Origin of the sequence: Stenotrophomonas sp. Marseille-Q4652 (assembly GCF_916618915.1) — a bacterium.
Lineage (GTDB): Bacteria > Pseudomonadota > Gammaproteobacteria > Xanthomonadales > Xanthomonadaceae > Stenotrophomonas.
The window spans coordinates 1,635,089-1,651,669 of sequence record NZ_CAKAKE010000001.1 but is presented as its reverse complement, the minus strand read 5'-3'; the positions used below and the strand labels follow the sequence as shown (position 1 = coordinate 1,651,669).

The 16,581-nt window shown below is 67.6% G+C and carries 12 protein-coding genes; 6 read left to right on the top strand and 6 right to left on the bottom strand.

The window, feature by feature from the left end; genetic code table 11:
- Positions 1-4: 4 nt before the first annotated feature.
- A complete protein-coding gene (locus tag LG380_RS07710; RefSeq protein ID WP_225764375.1) occupies positions 5-688 on the bottom strand; it encodes a DNA-3-methyladenine glycosylase in 684 nt (227 codons plus the stop codon).
- 130 nt (positions 689-818) lie between these two features.
- Between LG380_RS07710 and LG380_RS07705 the strand changes: the two genes are divergently transcribed.
- The 3 genes from LG380_RS07705 to LG380_RS07695 all read left to right on the top strand — a co-directional run bounded on the left by LG380_RS07705 (position 819) and on the right by LG380_RS07695 (position 5,070).
- A complete protein-coding gene (locus tag LG380_RS07705; protein WP_225764374.1) occupies positions 819-1,835 on the top strand; it encodes a CorA family divalent cation transporter in 1,017 nt (338 codons plus the stop codon).
- A 72-nt stretch (positions 1,836-1,907) separates the two neighbouring features.
- Positions 1,908-2,573 (top strand): DUF6766 family protein, encoded by a 666-nt coding sequence (locus LG380_RS07700; RefSeq protein WP_225764373.1) that lies wholly within the window; start codon positions 1,908-1,910, stop codon positions 2,571-2,573.
- Positions 2,574-2,682: 109 nt separating this feature from the next.
- On the top strand, positions 2,683-5,070 hold the full coding sequence (locus LG380_RS07695; protein ID WP_225764372.1) for a catalase: 2,388 nt from the start codon (positions 2,683-2,685) through the stop codon (positions 5,068-5,070).
- 65 nt (positions 5,071-5,135) lie between these two features.
- On the opposite strand, the gene LG380_RS07690 is transcribed toward LG380_RS07695, so the two are convergent.
- Positions 5,136-6,899, bottom strand: coding sequence for an oligopeptide:H+ symporter (locus LG380_RS07690; protein ID WP_225764371.1), 1,764 nt, complete (start codon positions 6,897-6,899; stop codon positions 5,136-5,138).
- A gap of 143 nt (positions 6,900-7,042) precedes the next feature.
- Between LG380_RS07690 and LG380_RS07685 the strand changes: the two genes are divergently transcribed.
- The 3 genes from LG380_RS07685 (at position 7,043) to LG380_RS07675 (ending at position 12,546) form a co-directional block, all read left to right on the top strand.
- Positions 7,043-9,010 (top strand): oligopeptide transporter, OPT family, encoded by a 1,968-nt coding sequence (locus LG380_RS07685; protein ID WP_225764370.1) that lies wholly within the window; start codon positions 7,043-7,045, stop codon positions 9,008-9,010.
- A gap of 137 nt (positions 9,011-9,147) precedes the next feature.
- Complete coding sequence (locus tag LG380_RS07680; RefSeq protein WP_225764369.1) at positions 9,148-11,211, top strand: S9 family peptidase; 2,064 nt, start codon at positions 9,148-9,150, stop codon at positions 11,209-11,211.
- Positions 11,212-11,289: 78 nt separating this feature from the next.
- Entirely contained in the window at positions 11,290-12,546 is a 1,257-nt protein-coding gene (locus tag LG380_RS07675) for a DUF819 family protein (RefSeq protein WP_225764368.1), read from the top strand.
- A gap of 81 nt (positions 12,547-12,627) precedes the next feature.
- On the opposite strand, the gene LG380_RS07670 is transcribed toward LG380_RS07675, so the two are convergent.
- The 4 genes from LG380_RS07670 to LG380_RS07655 form a co-directional block, all read right to left on the bottom strand.
- Positions 12,628-13,371, bottom strand: coding sequence for an ankyrin repeat domain-containing protein (locus tag LG380_RS07670; protein ID WP_225764367.1), 744 nt, complete (start codon positions 13,369-13,371; stop codon positions 12,628-12,630).
- Positions 13,372-13,527: 156 nt separating this feature from the next.
- Positions 13,528-13,752, bottom strand: a complete 225-nt coding sequence (locus LG380_RS07665) for a CstA-like transporter-associated (seleno)protein (RefSeq protein ID WP_225764366.1) — start codon at positions 13,750-13,752, stop codon at positions 13,528-13,530.
- Complete coding sequence (locus LG380_RS07660; RefSeq protein WP_225764365.1) at positions 13,752-15,821, bottom strand: carbon starvation CstA family protein; 2,070 nt, start codon at positions 15,819-15,821, stop codon at positions 13,752-13,754. Before LG380_RS07660 ends, LG380_RS07665 begins: the two co-directional genes overlap by 1 nt.
- A gap of 227 nt (positions 15,822-16,048) precedes the next feature.
- Positions 16,049-16,510: a hypothetical protein gene (locus LG380_RS07655; RefSeq protein WP_225764364.1), complete on the bottom strand. Its 462-nt coding sequence runs from the start codon at positions 16,508-16,510 to the stop codon at positions 16,049-16,051.
- Positions 16,511-16,581 lie beyond the last annotated feature (71 nt).

The window sequence follows — 16,581 nt, the reverse complement described above, 5'->3', positions numbered from 1 at the left end:
AGCCTCAGCGTGGCGTGCGTCGTTTCGGCAGGGGGGCCGGGCGTGCCCGGGAGACGTGGGCATGCCCGGGCACATGCCACCGCCACGGGAAATCCATCGCCCGGCTGATGCCGACCCGCGGCCCGACCACCGGGTCCAGCGGAGGCGGCACGCCATCACTGACGATGGCGATGCCCAAGTCGCCCGTCACCAGGTCCGCGCCATCCAGCTCGCCGGTGATGCCAAAGGCCTGTGACAGCTTGCCCGGGCCACTGCCCAGGTCCTGCTCCCGGCGGGCGGCCGGGCGTAATCCACGCATCGCTTCCACGCCATGCAGGGGCTCCATCGCCCGCAGCAGCACCCCCATGCCTTCGTCGAGCTGGCCGCACACGGCATTGCTTCCCCAGTGCATCCCGTAGGTGAAGTAGACATACAGGTGCCCGGCCTCACCGAACATGGTGGCATTGCGCGCGGTCTGGCCACGGAAGGAGTGCGCCGCGGCGTCCTCGCTGCCGGCGTAGGCCTCGACCTCGACGATGCGCGCTGCCCGCCCGTCGGCGCGGACCAGGATCTTGTTCAACAGTTCCGGTGCCACCTCGGTGGGATGGCGGGCATAGAAACCTCGCGGCAGCACGTCCCAGCGGACGCCGATGGACTCGGCCAGTGGCGACAGCCAAGCAGGGCCAGGGGCGGGGGAATCCGGGTTCATCGGCAGCACGGGTGGGAGCGGGGCGACAGATTGTCCGCTCGTCCATCGTGCCGGCGTCAACATCCCGGGCCGTCACGCCTTTTCCGCGGAGCACGCGCTACACAGGGCCGGTATAAAGAGGAGCCCAAGCTTGCCCGACATCGAACTGCCTGCTTCCACGCCGGACGTGCCCACCGGACCAGACGGGTTCTTCGCGCGGCTGTTCCAGTCCGACGCCCCGCCGCGCGCGCTGGATGACCGTCTGCTGGGCGAGCACCCGCCCAGCGACAGCGAGCTGCTCTGGGTGGACCTGGAGGACCCATCGGACGAGTTGCTGCAGCAGGTGTGGGAGGCCTGCGGGTTCCCGGACCAGGCAATGGCCTTCATCGAGGGCGGTACCACGCCCGGGGTGGGCCAGGCCGGCGACTGTTTCTGGGTGCGTTGCGTGGCCATCAATGACCAGCAGCAGAAGGAACTGATGTCCGGCGTGGTGCTGGTCTGCGTGGCCGGACCCAACCGCGTGGTCACCCTGCACCGTGGCGAGGTCGAATTCCTGACCGAGCTGCGCCACACCTGCCGCGAGGTGGTGCTGGGCGGCATGTGCGCGGAGAGCTTCGTGGCTACCGTGCTGGACCGGCAGCTGGCCGGCTACTTCCAGGCGGTGAGTGACTACGAGGGCGCGATCGAGCACCTCGAGGTCGAGATGCTCGACCGCGCGGTGGGCGACAACATCGCCGAGCTGCAACGGCTGCGCCGCTGGGCATCGCGATTGCGGCGCATGCTGGCCCCGCACCGCAGCGTGTTCGGGGTGATGTCGCGGCCGGACTTCCGGCACAGCGACAACACCCTGGCCGCACGCCATTTCGTCGCGCTCGATACCCGCTTCGAGCGGGCGATGGACATGGTGGAGAACGCGCGCGACCTGGTGATTGGCAGCTTCGAACTGTTCAGCAGCCAGACCGCGCTGCGCACCAGCGATTCGATGCGGATGCTGACCTTCGTCACCGTGATCACCGGCCTGATGGCGACCTTCGTCGGCGCGCTGGGCATGAACTTCGACGCCAGCTTCTTCCAGTTCAGGGACGGCGCGTTCTGGCTGGTGGTCGGTGGCCTGTTCTGCTTCGCGCTCGGCGCATTCGCGCTGGGCAAGGCGCGACGCTGGTTCTGATCCGACCGGACTTCACGACGCCTTGTGGCAGGCGGGCAGATGGTGGGCTCCACCGCACGCTGGAGTGCCGCCATGACCCGCAATGCACGGTCGCCCTCGTTCCTGCAGCGCAACGGGCTTTCACTGGTGCTGTTGCTGCTGTTCCTCGTCTTCCTGGTGGGCCAGGTGTTGACCGGCATGGAGGTCAGCAATGCCGAGCGCATCGAGCAGGGCCTGCTGCCCGAGTCGCTGGCGCAATACCTGGCCAGCGGCCACTTCATCTCGGCCACGTTCGAGAACTGGGAAAGCGAATTCCTGCAGATGGGCATGTACGTGCTGCTGACGGTGAAGCTGCGGCAGAAGGGATCGGCCGAGTCACGGCCGCTTGATCCTGCGGAAGAGGAGGAGCGTATTGATCCGGGTCCAGCGCCGTGGCCACTGCGCAAGGGCGGCTGGTGGGCGCGGCTCTATGCCAATTCGCTGTCTCTGGCGTATGCGGCGCTGTTTGGCCTGGCGTTCCTCGGTCACGCGTGGGGCAGCTGGCTGCACGAAGTCGAGGAGCGCAGCGCGCACGGGCTGGCCCCGGTTTCGTTTGGCCACCATGTGGCCAGCGCGCAGTTCTGGTTCGAGTCGATGCAGAACTGGCAAAGCGAGTTCCTTGCCGTGCTCTCGATCGTGGTGCTGAGCATCTACCTGCGGCAGGACCAGTCGCCGGAATCCAAGCCGCTGGCCGCGCCGAACTCGCAAACGGGGACCTGAAGCGTCAGTACGAATCGCGACGGCGCCGTGAACAATCAATCAGGGATGGATCACATCGGTTTCATCGACTCTGGCTAGGTTGGGGAGCTCCCCTTGCAGCGAGATTCCCATGGCCAGCAAATCGACCAATCCGCCTTCCAGCCCAAAGAACAAGGCCGCCGCCCGCTCCGACGGTGGTCCGGCCTCCACCGCCTCCGAGACGCCGGCGCGCGCGCTGGACGAAGTGCCCGGTGCGATCAACGAGATGGCAACCCGCTGCCCGTTCAACGCCAACAAGGCCGCCGAGCATGGTCGCGCGGGTGCTCTGACTCCGCCGGAAGGCAAGCACCATGCGCCGCCGACTGCCGCTGCCACGGCCAGCACCGTCAGCGAGGGCAACGAGACCGGCAAGACCGGTACCCAGGCCATTCCCGGCGAGGACGCCACCACCGGTCCGCTGACCCGCGTGCGCAATGACGGCACCGGCCAGCGCCTGACCACCAACCAGGGCGTGCCGCTTGCCGACAATCAGAACAGCCTCAAGGCCGGCCTGCGCGGTCCGGCCCTGCTGAAGGACTTCATCCTCCGCGAGAAGATCACCCACTTCGACCACGAGCGCATTCCCGAGCGCATCGTGCATGCGCGCGGCTCCGGTGCCCACGGTTACTTCGAGTCCTACGGTGACTTTTCCGACCTCACCCGTGCCGCGCCGTTCCAGGGCAAGGGCAAGAAGACCCCGGTGTTCGTGCGCTTTTCCACCGTGCAGGGCGAGCGCGGCTCCAAGGACACCGCGCGCGACGTGCGTGGCTTCGCGGTCAAGTTCTATACCGACGAAGGCAACTGGGACCTGGTGGGCAACAACATCCCGGTGTTCTTCATCCAGGACGCGATCAAGTTCCCCGACCTGGTGCACGCGGTGAAGCCCGAGCCGCACCACGCCATGCCGCAGGCGGCCTCGGCGCACGACACGTTCTGGGACTTCGTGTCGCTGATGCCCGAGTCCACCCACATGCTGCTGTGGCAGATGTCCGACCGCGCCATCCCGCGCAGCTACCGGATGATGCAGGGCTTCGGCGTGCACACCTTCCGCCTGGTCAACGCGCAGGGACAGTCGGTGTTCTGCAAGTTCCACTGGACGCCGAAGCTGGGCACCCACGCGCTGGCGTGGGACGAGGCGGTCAAGATCTCCGGTGCCGATCCGGACTTCCACCGCCGCGACCTGTGGGAAGCGATCGAGGCCGGCGAGTACCCGGAATACGAACTGGGCGTGCAGGTGTTTACCGAGGAAGACGCCGACAGGTTCAGCTTCGACGTGCTCGATGCGACCAAGATCGTGCCGGAGGAGCTGGTGCCGATCCAGCCGCTGGGACGGATGGTGCTTAACCGCAATCCGGACAACTTCTTCGCCGAGACCGAGCAGGTCGCCTTCTGCACCGCGCACGTGATCCCGGGCATCGACTTCACCAATGACCCGCTGCTGGCCGGGCGCATCCACTCCTACGTGGATACCCAGATCAGCCGCCTGGGTGGTCCGAACTTCCACGAGCTGCCGATCAACGCCCCGGTCGCGCCGGTCCACAACAACCAGCGCGATGGCATGCACCGCCAGACCATCAACCGCGGCCGTGTGTCGTACGAACCGAACTCGCTGGGCGGTGGTTGTCCGTTCCAGGCCGGTGCCGCCGGCTTCGTTTCCTTTGCCGAGGCACCGCAGGGTGACGAGGTGCGGGCCAAGCCGGAGAAGTTCGCCGAGCACTTCGCCCAGGCCACCCTGTTCTGGGAAAGCCAGAGCGCGGTGGAACAGCGCCACATCATCGATGCGTTCCGCTTCGAGCTGAGCAAGGTCACCGTGCCGGCCGTCCGCCAGCGCGTGGTGTCGATGCTGCGCAACGTCTCCGACGTACTGGCCAGCGCCGTCGCCAAGGGCCTGGGCATGGAGCTGCCGGAGCCGATGCCGCGCATCTTCCAGGGCGAGGTGCAGCCGGAGGTGGCGGTGTCGCCAGCGCTGTCGATGCTGGCCCGTCCTGGCGAAGGTGGCATCCGCAGCCGCCGCATCGCGGTGCTGCTGGCCGATGGCAGCCGCCTGGTCGAGGCCTTGGCCATCCACGAGGCGCTGACCGCGCAGGGTGCGATGGTGCGGCTGATGGGCCCGCACGTGGGCAAGCTGCTGGGCGAGGACGGCGACAGCATCGATGCCGATGCCTCGCTGGAAAACGAGCCGGGCGTGCTGTTCGACGCGCTGGCGGTGGTCGGCGGCGACGCAGCGGTGCAGACGCTGGTCGGCGACGTGCGCGCCCTGGAGCACGTGCGTGATGCCTACCGCCACGGCAAGCCGCTGCTGTTCGTCAGCGAGGGCCGCAAGGTGTGGGACGCGCTGGGCCTGGCCCAGGTCGACGTGGCCAACGATCCGGGCCTGGTGTTTGCCGCCGGCACCGGCGAGTCCGAGCTGGCGACCTTCGCCCAGGCCATCGTCGCGCCGCGTACCTTCGAGCGCGAGCCGGCGCTGGTCACCTCGTAAGCGGTCAATCCAGCGGAAACAACAACGGCGCCCGAGGGCGCCGTTGTTGTGTGTGTCGCTGCAGATCAGCGCACGCCGTGCATCATCCGCTTCAGCACCGGGGTCGCCAGCAGGGCCAGCACCGCGCAGCCCAGGCCGATCCACATCAGCAGCCAGAACAGGTGCTCGTAGCGTGCCGCGGCCTGGACCAGGTCCATCACCTCGCCCTCGGGCACGTCGATAGCGGCCAGCTTGCCGAACAGCGCGGCCAGCGTTTCGGAGAAAGCAGTGGCCAGGAACCAGGTGCCCATCATCAGGCTGACCACGCGCGGCGCGGCCAGCTGGGTCACCGCCGACAGGCCCACCGGCGACAGGCACATCTCGCCGCTGGCCAGCAGGAGGTAGGCCAGCACCAGCCACCACACGCTGGCCATCTGCCCACTGGCGCCGGCCTGCTGCGCGGCCAGCGCCAGCGGCACGAAGGCCAGCGCACCCAGCACCAGGCCCAGCGAGGACTTCAGCGGCTTGCCCGGTTCCAGGCCGCGACGGTCCAGCCAGGCCCACAGCAACGCGAACAGCGGCGCCAGCAGCACCAGGAACAGGCCACCGAGATAGGTCAGCGAGCCGGCGGTCTGCGGGATCACCAGGCAGTCGCGCACCAGCAGCACGGCGATCACCAGCGCGATGGCCACGAACAGGCTGCGCGCGGCCCCGGAGCCGGGGCGCCGTTCGGACAGCCGGGCACTGGCCACGAACGCCAGCGGCGCGAGCAGCAGCGAGGCGATCGACCACGGCAGCGGCGTGCCGTCCCGGATCACCAGCGCCGGCACCACGTCCTTGGTCAGCAGGCGGTCGGTAAAGGTGACCCACGAACCGTAGGACTGCTCGTACAGGGTGAAGAACACCAGCGCCATGAAGATCAGCGCCATCAGCGCGATCATCTGCTGGCGCTGCACCGGCGTGCACTGGGTGCCGGTGAACCAGGCAAACCACAGCAGCACCGCGGCCAGCACCACCAGCATCAGCATCAGCGCCAGGCTCAGCTCGCCGCCGAGCGCGAACGCGCCGTTGGCCGCGGCCCACATCAGCGCCGCCAGCGGCACCACGCCCAGCAGTGCGCCGAGGTAGATCAGCCATTCGCGCGGCAACCCGGCGATGCGCTCGCGCAGGCGCGCCGGTTCGGCCGGTTCGGCATGGCCGTGCAGGTATTTCTGGCCCCACAGGAACATCGCCAGGCCGGCCAGCATGCCGATGCCGGCCGCACCAAAACCGTACTTCCAGCCGTAGGCCTCGCCGAGGAAGCCGCAGATCAGCGAGGCGAACAGCGCACCGAGGTTGATGCCGGCGTAGAACAGCGAGAAGCCCGAGTCACGACGCGGGTCGTTCTCCGCATAGAGCTTGCCGACGATGGTGGAGATGTTGGGCTTGAGGAAACCCACGCCCATGATGATCAGCGCCAGCGACACGTAGGTCACCGCCAGCGCGCCCTCGTCGCGTACCACGTCGCCGGCCACGCGCTGCGCGGCCTGCCCCTCGAACGCCATGCCGACATGGCCCAGCACCAGCAGGATGCCACCGAACACCACGGCCTTGCGCATGCCGAGCCAGCGGTCGGCCAGCAGGCCGCCGAACACCGGGATGCAGTACACCAGGCCGCCGTAGGCACCGAGCAGGTCCAGCCCGGCCTTGTCGCCGAACAGGTGGTACTTGGTCAGGTACAGCAGCAGCAGCGCCTTCATTCCGTAGAAGGAGAAGCGCTCCCACATCTCGGTGAAGAAACAGACGTAGACCCCCTTGGGGTGGCCGAGGAAATCGTCGCCCCCGTGGGCGGGCAGGGGGGTTGTGGCCATGGGACCGGGGCTGGGGCGAAAGCCGCGGAGTATAGGCCCGGGCCATGCCCTGGCTGGACCGGCCGCGCCGCCGGAACACAGCGTGGCTGGACTTGCGCCGGCACCGGCGCTAGCGTTGGACGGCTTTTTTCCCGGGGAATCCCATGTCTGACGCCTCACCGCGGCAGCTCACCTTCCGCGCGGTGGCCCTTGCCATCGTGCTGGCGGTGATCCTGTCCGCCGCCAATGCCTACCTCGGCCTGTTCGCGGGCCTGACCATCGCCACCGCCATTCCGGCCGCCGTGATTTCCATGGGCGTGCTGCGACTGCTCGGGGGCGGTTCCATCCTCGAGAACAACATCGTCCAGACCGGCGCCTCGGCCGGCTCGTCGATCGCCGCCGGCGTGATCTTCACCATCCCGGCGCTGGTGATCATGGGCTACTGGCCGGACTTCAAGTACTGGTGGGTGCTGGGCATCGCCGGTCTCGGCGGCCTGCTCGGCGTGCTGTTCTCGGTGCCGCTGCGCCGCTCGATGATCGTCGAGGACCCGCTGCCGTTCCCCGAAGGCAAGGCCGCGGCCGAAGTGCTCAAGGCCGGCGAGAACCCCGGTCCGGGCCTGAAGATCCTCGGCCTGTCGGCGGTGATCGGTGCGTTCGTGAAGCTGGCCGCCGAAAGCGGCATGCGCCTGATCCCCGATGCCTGGGCCACCTCGGCCTATGTTGGCAGCTCGAAGGTCACCGCCTTCATCGGCACCAACCTGTCGCCGGCGCTGCTGGGCGTGGGCTACATCGTCGGCCTCAACGTCGGCATCGTGGTGGTGTCCGGCTCGATCCTGACCTGGCACATCGCCATCCCGCTGTACCAGGCGTTCTTCATGGACACCGACCCGGCGCTGGCCGCGTCGATCGCCACCGCCTCGTCCACCGAGGCCGCGTTCGCCATCTGGGGCGCGAAGATGCGTTACCTGGGCGTGGGCGCGATGCTGATCGGCGGCATCTGGACGCTGATCTCGCTGCGAAAGTCGCTGCTCAACGGCATCAGGAGCGGCTTTGCCGCCGCCCGCAAGAGCACCGGCGGCCCGGTGCTGGCGCACACCGAGCGCGACCTGCCGATGAAGTGGATGCTGATCGCGCTGGTCGCCTTCGTGCTGCCGCTGCTGGCCCTGTACCAGGCCATCGTCGGCCAGTGGCACGTGTCGATCCCGATGACCATCATCATGATCGTCGCCGGCTTCCTGTTCGTGTCCGTCTCGGCCTACCTGGCCGGCCTGATCGGTTCGTCCAACAACCCGGTCTCGGGCATCACCATCTCCACCATCCTGTTCGCCTCGGCGGTGCTGGTGGTGCTGCTGGGCGCCGATGGCCTGGTCCCGGTCGGTGTCGGCGGCGCGCCCCTGGGTGCGGTCGCCGCGATCATGATCGGCGCGGTGGTGTGCTGCGCCGCGGCGGTCGGTGGCGACAACCTGCAGGACCTCAAGGCCGGCTACATCGTCGGTGCCACCCCGTGGAAGCAGCAGCTGATGCTGGGCATCGGCGCGTTCTCGTGCGCGCTGATCATGGCCCCGGTGCTGAACCTGCTGGCCACGGCCTACGGCATCGGCGTCAAGACCGAGCTGCACCCCAACGCGCTGGCCGCCCCGCAGGCCAACCTGATGGCGTCTGTGGCCAAGGGCCTGTTCGGTGGTGAACTGCCGTGGACCTTCATCGGCATCGGCGCGCTGGTCGGCGCGGCCATCATCGCCCTGGACAGCTGGCTCAAGGCCACCGGCAAGCGCTTCCGCGTGCCGGTGCTGGCCGCGGCCATCGGCATCTACCTGCCGCTGGAACTGATGGTGCCGATCTTCCTGGGTGGCCTGATCGCCCACCTGGTCGAGCGTTTCCACAAGGTGCGCGCCGATGACGAAGAGGGCCGCGACCGCGTGCACAAGCCGGGCGTGCTGTTCGCCGCCGGCCTGATCACCGGTGAGGCGCTGATGGGCATCGCCATCGCCGTGCCGATCGTGGTCAGCAGCCGGGCCGACGTGCTGGCGGTGCCGTTCCACCTGCCGGCCGCGCAGTGGATCGGCCTGGCCGTGCTGTTCCTGGTGGGCTGGCTGATCTACCGCACCGGCAGGAAGGCATCGGCGGTCTGACCGGGCCCAGAGCCAACGACAAACCCCGCCGCGGCGGGGTTTGTTGTTTCTGGCGGTCGGCCGCCATGACCGATGGCCTTTGCCGGCAACCGCGCCCGGCCCTACCATCGGCGCTTTGCCCTCATCCGGAGATGCCGATGAAACTTCGCCAAGCCCTGCTGACGCTGTGCCTGCTGGCCGCCCTGCCTTCGCTGGCCTCGGCCCGCGGATTCGAGGTCCGCGACATGGTGGCGCTGGACCGCGTCTCCGCACCGCAGCTGACCGCCGATGGTTCCCACGTCGTGTTTGCCAAGCGCGTGGTCGATGCCGATCTCAAGGCCAGCAGCAGCCTGTGGGTGCGCAACCTGCTCACCCGCGACATGGCCCCGCCCAAGCGCCTGACCCCCGAGGGCTGGAGCGTCAACTCGCCCTCGCTGTCGGCCGATGGCCGCACCGTCTACTTCCTCAGCGCCAAGAACGGCAGCCAGCAGTTGTATTCGATCCCGCTGGCCGGCGGCACCCCGACCCAGCTGACCGACTTCGCGCTGGACGTGGACAGCTACCGCGTTTCCCCGCAGGACGACCGCGTGCTGTTCAGCGCTGCCGCCTTCCAGGAGTGCGGCTCGGACCTGGACTGCACCCGCAAGCGCGTGGAAACGACCAAGGCCGGCAAGACCAGCGGCGTGGTGTTCGACAGCATGTTCGTGCGCCACTGGGACACTTGGAATGACGGTCGCCGCAACACCCTGTTCGTGGCCCCGCTGGGTGCCAAGGGCCAGCCGGCCAAGGGTGCATCGGCGCTGAGCGCCACCATCGAAGGTGACGCCCCGTCCAAGCCGTTCGGCGGCAACGAGGACTTCGTGTGGTCGCCCGACGGCAGCAGCGTCGTCGCCAGCATCCGCGTGGCCGGCCGCGAGGAACCGTGGTCGACCAACTTCGACCTGTACCAGCTCGATGCCGCCGGCAAGGCCGCACCGAAGAACCTGACCGCCGCCAACCCGGCCTGGGATGCCGGCCCGGTGTTCAGCCTGGACGGCAAGACCCTGTACTACCGCGCGATGAAGCGCCCGGGCTTCGAGGCCGACCGCTACGGCCTGATGGCGCTGGACCTGGACAGCGGCAAGATGCGCGAGATCGCACCGAAGTGGGACCGCTCGGCCGACGGCATCGTGCTCTCGGCCGACGGCAAGACCCTGTACACCACCGCCCAGGACATGGGCGAGCACCCGCTGTTCGCGGTGGACATCGCCAGCGGCGAAGCCAGTCGCGTGGTGGCCGACGGCACCGTGACCGCCTTCGACATCGCCGGCTCGACGATGGTGCTGTCGCGCAACTCGCTCAAGTCCGGTGACGTGATCTACGCCACCAGCCCCGAGGCCGGCGCGCCGCTGCGCGCGATCACTCCCAGCGCCGGCGAGGTGCTGCCGGAAGTGACGTTCGGCGACTTCGAACAATTCAGCTTCAAGGGCTGGAACAACGAGACCGTGCACGGTTACGTGGTCAAGCCGCACAACTACGAGGAAGGCAGGAAGTACCCGGTCGCGTTCCTGATCCACGGTGGCCCGCAGGGCAGCTTCGGCAACGGCTGGAGCTACCGCTGGAACCCGCAGACCTATGCCGGCCAGGGCTACGCGGTGGTGATGATCGACTTCCACGGTTCCACCGGCTACGGCCAGGCCTTCACCGATGCGATCAGCCAGCACTGGGGCGACCGCCCGCTGGAAGACCTGAAGAAGGGCTGGGCTGCCGCGCAGCAGAAGTACACCTTCCTCGACGGCGACAAGGCCTGCGCGCTGGGCGCCAGCTACGGCGGCTTCATGGTCAACTGGATCGCCGGCAACTGGAACGAGCCGTGGAAGTGCCTGGTCAACCACGACGGCGTGTTCGACCAGCGCATGATGGGCTACGCCACCGAGGAGCTGTGGTTCACCGAGTGGGAGCAGGGCGGCACGCCGTACGAGAAGCCCGAGGCCTACGAGAAGTTCAATCCGGTCAACCACGTGGCCAAGTGGAACAAGCCGATGCTGGTGATCCACGGCCAGCTGGACTACCGCATCCCGGTCGAACAGGGCCTGGGCGCGTTCACCGCGTTGCAGCGCCAGGGCATCGAGTCCAAGTTCCTGTACTTCCCGGACGAGAACCACTGGGTGCTCAAGCCACACAACAGCGTGCAGTGGCATGACACCGTCAATGCCTGGCTGAAGCAGCACATCGGCCAGTAACGAGCATCGGCCTCCGCAACACCGCCGGCGTGTCAGCTGATGCGCCGGCGGCCTGCCTCCCAACTCCACGGAGTGGCGATGACGCCCGAAAGCAGTACCACCCTGATCACCAACGACATCGTCGGCCTCGGCCTGATCGCCGCCACCCTGGCGCTGATCTTCCATCTCTCCAGCAAGAACGCAGGGATCTGGGCGAAATTCTTCGCCGTCATCCCGGCGCTGCTGCTGTGCTACTTCATCCCGGCGCTGTACAACACCTTCGGCATCCTCGACGGCCACGCCACCAAGCTCTACAACCCGGTCGCGCGTGACGTGCTGCTGCCGGCGGCGCTGGTGCTGCTGACCCTGTCGATCGACATCAAGGGCATCCTGCGTCTGGGTCCGAAACTGCTGGCCATGTTCGTCACCGGTACGGTCGGCATCATGCTCGGCGCGGTGGTCTCGTTCCAGGTGATGAAGCTGATCAGCCCGGCCACGATGGAAGGCGATACCTGGGCCGGCATGGCCGCGCTGGCCGGCAGCTGGATCGGCGGCGGCGCCAACATGGCCGCCATGCGCGAAACCTTCAATGTCGATGCCACCACCTTCGGCCAGTTCGCCGTGGTCGACGTGCTGTGCGCCAGCCTGCTGCTGATGCCGGCGCTGATCTGGCTGGGTGGCCGCGCCGAGAAGATCGATGCGCGTAGCGGTGCGGACACTGCCGCCATCGATGACATGAAGCGACGCATCGCCGACTACCAGGCGAAGAACTCGCGCATCCCGACCCTGACCGACCTGATGGTGATCGTCGGCGTCGGCCTGGGCATCGTCGGCGGCGCACATGCCATCGGCGGCGTCGCTTCGGCCTGGTGCGCGGAGAACATCAGCTTCGCCCGGCAGGCGTCGTTGGACTCGACCTTCGTGTGGGTGGTGATGCTGTCCACGTTCGCCGGCCTGGCCCTGAGCTTTACCCGTGCCCGCGACCTGGAAGCGGCCGGCGCGTCCAAGGTCGGCACGCTGTTCCTGTACTTCCTGATCGCCTGCATCGGCATGCAGATGGACCTGGCCGCGCTGGCCGACCGTCCTATGCTGTTCCTGCTCGGCGTGATCTGGATGGCGACCCACGTGCTGCTGCTGTACGTGGTCGGCCGGCTGCTGAAGGCACCGATGTTCTTCCTGGCCATCGGCTCGCAGGGCAACGTCGGCGCGGCGGCCTCGGCACCAGTGGTGGCCGCGGCCTTCCACCCGAGCCTGGCCCCGGTGGGCGTGCTGCTGGGCACGGTGGGCTACGCCACCGGCACGGTGCTGGCCTACATCACCGGCCTTACCCTGCGCTGGATGGCAGGGCAGGGCTGAGCCCCTGCAGGAACGCACAGGGAAAGGGCCGCCAAAGCGGCCCTTTCTTCTTCCCGGAGCCCGCGCTCGCTGGCGCCCTGCTCAGCCTTCCGGGGCGATGCCCCTGGCCCGCAGCCACGCCCGGACACGGTCACGATTGGCCTTGGCCCTGTCGTTCAGCACCCGCTCCGGGGCCCGGAAGAACGTGCGCTGGAAGGTGGCGCCGGTGTTGTCGCGTGCCTGCGGATCCACGCCCAGCTCCAGCAGCCGCAGCACGGTGGCCGAATCATCGGCTGCCAGGTGCAGCAGGCCGCGACCGGTACTGTCGCGGTGGTTGATGTCCGCTCCGGCGGCGACCAGTGCCTCGCGCTGCGCGTGGCGCCGGTGCAGCACGGCGCGGAACAGCGGCGTCCAGCCATTGCCCTGGCGGACCACGTCCACCGGAGCGCCGTGCGCGAGAAGTACCTCCAGGTACACCGGGTCCCCGACCATCGCCGCCATGTGCACCACGGTCTCCCCGTCCATGCCCGGCAATGACGGGTCGGCACTGGCTTGGAGCAGGGCGACCAGGGCGCGCGGCCGGCGGTTCCAGATCGCCCATTCCAGCAGGGTCACCCCCTGGTCGCCGCGGGCGGCAAGATTGCTGTGCGGCACCAGCTCCCTGATCCGCGCGACCTTGTCGGCCGCCACGGCATCGGCCAGCGGCCGGATTGCCGGATCGGCAAAGGCGATGGCGGGCTTGGCATCGGCAACGGGAGGGCGCTCCGTCGCTCCCGCGAGAGCCGTGGCGCTGCACGCCAGCAACATCGAGCTGGCGATCACGACCGTGGTCAGCAGCCTGCGCATGGGGACTCCTCCTTGTCCGTGGCGACGCCGGCACCTCGGCCGGGCGCCGGTGATGCTAGCAACTGCCGGCAGCCATCACCGGGCATGTGACCCTCACCCAAAAGAAAACGGCGGAGCCTTTGCTCCGCCGTTCCCCGTTTCATTGCAGGTCGTGGATCAGCAACAGCGGAAGCCGCTGCGTCCGCCGAACCGGGCTTCCTGGCGTTCGCGGAAGAAGGTCTTGTAGTCCATGACCTCCCGGTCCGGATGCTTCTCGCGCATGTGCCGCACGTAGTTGTCGTAGTCGGGCACCCCGCAGCACAGCCGCGCGGTCTGCACCAGGCGCCGCCAGGTGCGGCGGAACGCCTGGTGCTGCCCGGCCGGGACGAGTGCCCCGGCCATCAGGCCTCCATCTCGTGCGGCTTCAGTGCCACGTACGGGGTTTCATGGTCCGTACGCTGCGGCGAGCGACGCGCAGCCATGATCGTCCTGATCGAGTAGACCAGCACCGCGAACACAACGAACAGGAACAGCACGGTCAGGCCGGCGTTGATGTAGTTGTTGATCATGATCTGCTTCATCTGCCCGAAGTCCTTGGACGGGGCCAGCAGCTCGCCAGCGGCGATCGCATCACGGTACTTGTGCGCCTGGGCGACGAAGCCCACGGCCGGGACGCTGGAGAACAACTTGATCAGGCCGGCAGCCGTGGTGCAGATCAGCAGCCAGATCGCCGGGATCACCGGCACCCAGGCGTAGCGGTCCTTCTTCATCTTGAACAGCACCACCGCGCACAGCATCAGCGCCACGCCGGCCAGCATCTGGTTGGCGATGCCGAACAGCGGCCACAGCATGTTGATGCCGCCCAGCGGATCGGTGACACCCTGGTACAGGAAGTAACCCCACAGCGCCACGCAGCCGGCGGTGGCGATGATGTTGGCGCCCCACGAGTCGGTGCGGCGCAGGGCCGGGATGAAGTTGCCCAGCAGGTCCTGCAGCATGAAGCGGCCCGAACGCGTGCCGGCATCGACCGCGGTGAGGATGAACAGCGCTTCGAACAGGATCGCGAAGTGGTACCAGAACGCCATCATGCCGTCGCCCGGGATGACCGCGTGCAGGATCTGGGCGATGCCCACCGCCAGCGTCGGTGCACCACCGGCGCGCGACAGGATGCTCGACTCGCCAATGTCCGCGGCGGTGGCGGTCAGCACGTCGGGACTGATCGCAAAGCCCCACTCGTTTGTGATGTGCGCCGCGGCGGTGACCACGTCGGTACCGATCACCGCGGCCGGGCTGTTCATTGCGAAGTAGATGCCCGGCTCGATGATCGAGGCCGCCACCATCGCCATGATCGCCACGAACGATTCCATCAGCATGCCGCCGTAGCCGATGTAGGCAGCGTGGCCTTCATTGGCCAGCAGCTTGGGCGTGGTGCCCGAGCTGATCAGGGCATGGAAGCCGGACACCGCGCCGCAGGCAATGGTGATGAACAGGAACGGGAACATGCTGCCCTTCCACACCGGGCCGGTGCCGTCGGTGAACTGGGTCAGCGCCGGCATCTTCAGTTCCGGCATGACGATCAGGATGCCGATCGCCAGGCCGACGATGGTGCCGATCTTGAGGAAGGTGGACAGGTAGTCACGCGGGGCCAGCAGCAGCCACACCGGCAGTACCGCGGCGACGAAGCCGTAGCCGATCAGCATCCAGGTGATCTGCACGCCGGTGAAGGTGAACATCGGGCCCATCACCGGGTCGGTGGCGACCTTGCCACCGTACCAGATCGCCAGCAGCAACAGGATCAGGCCGACAACCGAGATCTCGCCGATCTTGCCCGGGCGGATGTAGCGCATGTACACGCCCATCAGGATCGCGATCGGCATCGTCGCGATCACGGTGAACATGCCCCAGGGGCTGCCTTCCAGTGCCTTGACCACGATCATCGCCAGCACTGCAAGGATGATGATCATGATCATGAATACGCCGAACAGGGCGATGGTGCCGGGCACCGGTCCCATTTCCTCGCGCACCAGGTCGCCCAGCGAGCGGCCGTTACGCCGGTTGGAGATGAACAGGATCATGAAGTCCTGCACCGCACCGGCCAGCACCACGCCGGCGATCAGCCACAGCGTGCCCGGCAGGTAGCCCATCTGCGCGGCCAGTACCGGACCGACCAGCGGGCCGGCGCCGGCGATGGCGGCGAAGTGGTGGCCGAAAAGCACGTGCTTGTTGGTGGGCACGTAGTCCAGGCCGTCATTGTTGAGGTAGGCCGGCGTGGCGCGGGTCCGGTCCACGCCCAGCACCTTGTTGGCGATGAACAGGCCGTAATAGCGGAACGCCACCAGGTAGATGGAGACCGCGGCGATGACGATCCACAGCGCGTTGATGTGTTCGCCACGACGCAGGGCAACCACGCCAAGGCAGAAAGCGCCCAGCAGTGAAAGGGCTGCCCAGCCCAGCTTCGAGAAACCTTTCATGAGAAACCCCGGCATGAGATGGCCCTAGGGTCTACCCATGCTTGTGAACGGTCAATCGCGATTCATGTTGGGTCAGTTGCGACTTTGGTCGAATGCTGCGGCGCGCAACTAGGGCAGAGCCGGTGCTTGCGGCGACGCGGATCAAAGCCGCAGCCTTTTCCTCCGAAAAAAAAACGGCCGCCATAGGCGGCCGTGACCAGATATCTACGGTGAGGCCAACCGGTGCGTCAGTTGCCGCCGGCCAGTGCGGTGGTGTTGAGGCTCATTGATCCGGTGACCGACTGCAGGCTGGCCAGTTCGCGGGTGTCGGCCGCGTCGATCCAGATCTGCGCGTAGCGGTCCTTGGCCAGCTTGACCACGGTGATGCGGCGGGCTTCCAGTCCCGGCATCTCCCGACCGCCAAGATCGGGCGTGTACCAGTAGAAGGATTCGCCGGCGAAGCTTCCCTTTTCCTGGCGAAGCGAGCGGCTCAGCGCCAGGCCGGGATCGCGGGTGGTGAGCATCATGTTCAGTACATGGCGTCCGTCCTCGGTCGCGGCCTTGCACAGGACGAAGTCGTTCTGCGCGTTCCGCTCCCACTGCAGCGAGGCGTGAGCAGGCAGGGACGGGCAATCCAGGGCTGGCTGCGCCAACGCGGGCAAGGAGGCCAGTGACAGCAACAGGCCGGATACAGCAGTGACATTCTTCACGCGTGCGTTCCCCCATGAGCGTCGGCCAGAGGCCGAGGGTGTTGGTTCGAAGGTGACAGTGTTTGGTGCGG